Annotated in this window: 1 protein-coding gene; it reads right to left on the bottom strand. The window is 67.7% G+C overall.

All coding sequences use genetic code 11. From position 1 onward, the window contains the following. Positions 1 to 113: 113 nt before the first annotated feature. The gene (rpoB, locus tag ACFV0G_RS06715) at positions 114 to 3,590 is read right to left on the bottom strand and encodes a DNA-directed RNA polymerase subunit beta (RefSeq protein WP_380542698.1); all 3,477 of its coding nucleotides are present in this window, start codon (positions 3,588 to 3,590) and stop codon (positions 114 to 116) included. Positions 3,591 to 4,260: the final 670 nt, after the last annotated feature.

Raw genomic sequence — 4,260 nt, 5'->3', positions numbered from 1 at the left:
TGAAATCCTCGGGTCTAACACCCTCTTTGGGTCTGTCGTTGTTGTGTGGGGGGTGGGGGGGGGGCGGGGGGGGGGGCCGGCCGCGGGGCGCGGGCCCGCCGGCCCCACCTCCGTCAGACCTCTTCGACGCTGCTCGGCTCGCGCCGGGACAGGTCAATGCCGAGCTCCTCGGCGGCACGGAACACGTCCTCGTCGCTGTCCCGCATCTCGATGGACTGGCCGTCCGAGGACAGCACCTCCACGTTGAGGCAGAGCGACTGCATTTCCTTGATGAGGACCTTGAAGGACTCGGGAATGCCGGGCTCGGGGATGTTCTCGCCCTTGACGATGGCCTCGTAGACCTTCACGCGGCCGAGGACGTCGTCGGACTTGATGGTGAGCAGCTCCTGCAGTGCGTACGCGGCGCCGTACGCTTCCAGGGCCCACACCTCCATCTCACCGAAGCGCTGACCACCGAACTGCGCCTTACCACCGAGCGGCTGCTGGGTGATCATCGAGTACGGGCCGGTCGAGCGGGCGTGGAGCTTGTCGTCGACCAGGTGGTGCAGCTTGAGGATGTACATGTAGCCGACCGAGATCGGCATCGGGAACGGCTCGCCGGAGCGGCCGTCGAACAGCCGGGCCTTGCCGGTGGAGTTCACCAGGCGCTCACCGTCACGGGTGAGGGTGGTGTTGTCCAGCAGGCCGGTGATCTCGTCCTCGCGGGCGCCGTCGAAGACCGGGGTGGCGAGGTTGGTGCCACCGACGACCGAGTCGGCGCCGATCTCCTGCAGGCGCTGGGCCCACTCGTCGGCGAGACCGGAGACGTCCCAGCCCTGCTGGGCGAGCCAGCCGAGGTGGATCTCCAGGACCTGTCCCGGGTTCATTCGGGACGGGACACCCAGCGGGTTGAGGATGATGTCGACCGGGGTGCCGTCCTCCAGGAACGGCATGTCCTCGACCGGCAGGATCTTGGAGATGACGCCCTTGTTGCCGTGACGGCCGGCGAGCTTGTCACCGTTGGTGATCTTGCGCTTCTGGGCCACGTAGACGCGGACCAGCTGGTTCACGCCCGGGGGAAGCTCGTCGCCCTCCTCGCGGTCGAAGACGCGGACGCCGATGACCTTGCCGGACTCGCCGTGCGGCACCTTCAGCGAGGTGTCGCGGACCTCGCGTGCCTTCTCACCGAAGATCGCGCGGAGCAGGCGCTCCTCCGGGGTGAGCTCGGTCTCGCCCTTCGGGGTGACCTTGCCGACCAGGATGTCGCCGGTGACGACGTCGGCGCCGATCCGGATGATGCCGCGCTCGTCGAGGTCGGCGAGGACCTCCTCGGAGACGTTCGGGATGTCCCGGGTGATCTCCTCGGGGCCCAGCTTGGTGTCACGGGCGTCGACCTCGTGCTCCTCGATGTGGATCGAGGAGAGGACGTCGTCCTGCACGAGGCGCTGCGACAGGATGATCGCGTCCTCGTAGTTGTGGCCCTCCCACGACATGAACGCCACCAGGAGGTTCTTGCCGAGCGCCATCTCGCCCTGGTCGGTGCACGGGCCGTCGGCCAGCACCTGGCCGGCCTCGACCCGGGCGCCCTCGTCCACGAGCACCTTCTGGTTGAAGGAGGTGCCCTGGTTCGAGCGGGTGAACTTGGCGGCGCGGTACGTGGTGTACGTGCCGTCGTCGTTGGCCACGGTGACGTAGTCGGCCGAGACCTCCTGCACCACACCGGCCTTCTCGGCGGTGATGACGTCGGCGGCGTCGACCGCGCAGCGGTACTCCATGCCGGTGCCGACCAGCGGGGCCTCGCTCTTCAGCAGCGGCACCGCCTGGCGCATCATGTTCGAGCCCATGAGCGCGCGGTTGGCGTCGTCGTGCTCGAGGAACGGGATCATGGCGGTCGCGACCGACACCATCTGGCGCGGCGAGACGTCCATGTAGTCGATCTCGGTGCCCGGGATGTAGTCGATCTCGCCGCCGCGGCGGCGGACGAGCACGCGGGGCTCCGCGAAGTGGAGGTCGTTCGTCAGCGGGGCGTTCGCCTGCGCGATGACGTAGCGGTCCTCCTCGTCGGCGGTGAGGTAGTCCACCTGCTCGGTGACGACACCCTCGACGACCTTGCGGTACGGGGTCTCGATGAAGCCGAACGCGTTGACCCGGCCGTACGAGGCGAGCGAGCCGATCAGACCGATGTTCGGGCCTTCCGGCGTCTCGATCGGACACATGCGGCCGTAGTGCGAGGGGTGCACGTCACGGACCTCGAAGCCGGCCCGCTCACGGGACAGACCACCGGGGCCGAGCGCGGACAGACGGCGCTTGTGGGTCAGGCCCGACAGCGGGTTCGTCTGGTCCATGAACTGCGACAGCTGGCTGGTGCCGAAGAACTCCTTGATGGAGGCGACGACCGGCCGGATGTTGATCAGGGTCTGCGGCGTGATCGCCTCGACGTCCTGGGTGGTCATGCGCTCGCGCACGACGCGCTCCATACGGGCCAGACCCGTACGGACCTGGTTCTGGATGAGCTCGCCGACGTTGCGCAGGCGCCGGTTGCCGAAGTGGTCGATGTCGTCGACCTCGATGACGATGTCGCGGCCCTCGTCGTCGCGCCACTCGGTCTCGCCGGCGTGCAGCTTCACCAGGTACTTGATGGTGTTGATGATGTCCGGCTCGGTGAGCACGCCGGAGTCCAGGGACTCGCCGTTGCCGAGCTTGCGGTTGACCTTGTAGCGGCCGACCTTGGCCAGGTCGTAGCGCTTCGGGTTGAAGTAGAGGTTCTCGAGCAGCGTCTGCGCGGCCTCACGCGTGGGCGGCTCGCCCGGGCGCAGCTTGCGGTAGATGTCGAGGAGTGCGTCGTCCTGGCCCTGGGTGTGGTCCTTCTCCAGGGTGGCGCGCATCGACTCGTACTCGCCGAACTCCTCGAGGATCATCTCGTTGGTCCAGCCGAGGGCCTTGAGGAGGACGGTGACCGACTGCTTGCGCTTGCGGTCGATGCGGACACCGACCATGTCGCGCTTGTCGATCTCCATCTCCAGCCAGGCACCGCGGGAGGGGATGATCTTGGAGGAGTAGATGTCCTTGTCGGACACCTTGTCGAGCGACGAGTCGAAGTACACGCCGGGGGAACGGACCAGCTGCGACACGACGACGCGCTCGGTGCCGTTGATCACGAACGTGCCCTTGTGGGTCATGAGCGGGAAGTCGCCCATGAAGACCGTCTGAGACTTGATCTCACCGGTCTCGTTGTTGGTGAACTCGGCCGTGACGAAGAGCGGGGCCGCGTAGGTGAAGTCGCGGTCCTTGCACTCGTCAATGGAGTTCTTCGGCGGCTCGAAACGGTGGTCGCGGAAGGTCAGCGACATCGACCCGGAGAAGTCCTCGATCGGCGAGATCTCCTCGAAGATCTCCTCCAGACCGGACTTGGTGGGGACGTCCTGACCGTTGTCCAGTGCCGCCTCGACCCGGGCCTTCCAGGCCGCGTTGCCGAGCAGCCAGTCAAAGCTCTCGGTCTGCAGGGCCAGGAGGTTCGGGACCTCGAGGGGCTCCTTGATCTTCGCGAACGAGACGCGGAGCGGGGCGGTGGATGCGGCGGAATTGTTCGAGGCGTTGCGCGGCGCGGCCAAGAGGGGGGTCCTTCCGAGGGCTCGGAGCTCACTGCGCGCGTACCGGCCGGGCCATGACGGGAGCCGATCCCACCTCCGGGGACCACCGCTCCGGGGAGGTGAATCCCCAGGTCGGAGCCGGTCTACGGAGGCGGTGCCAGACCCCTACAGGGCAGCGCAGACTCCGGGCGACGAGTCACGGAGCAGCTAACAGGCAGCGCAAAGGGACAGTGTAGCCAAAGGCGACACTGCTGACAAGCCCTGATTCGGAGACCGAATCGGACGCTCCTCCCGTACAACCGACGGCCCGGGTGATCCCGGGCCACCGCACCTCACGACGAGTCACTGAGAAGGTTCCCAGCGCCGCGGTCGAATATGCATCGACCCCTGACCCGACTCGCTCCGCAGTGAGGCACGCGCCTTGAGAATCGCGCGCCACGTGCGGTTCGTCAAGGCCCCCACCAGGGTGTGGACCTCGGACTGCCCATCGTTCCAGGCCCGCCCGGCGTTACAGATCCCGTGGTGGCGGCCCACGCCGGACGACAGCGATCACCATACCGGCCCCCACCGACGGTGGCCGAGCGCACGGCCCGCGCCCGGCCGGGAACCGGCAGCTGCCCGACGGACGGCCGGCGGGTGCCCGACAGGTGCCCGGATACGCCAAAAGGCCGGGCCGGCCACCCCGCAGGGT

This window comes from Kitasatospora sp. NPDC059571, assembly GCF_042735675.1.
In the GTDB taxonomy this organism is placed as follows: domain Bacteria; phylum Actinomycetota; class Actinomycetes; order Streptomycetales; family Streptomycetaceae; genus Kitasatospora.
This window is presented reverse-complemented; position numbering and strand designations above follow the sequence as displayed.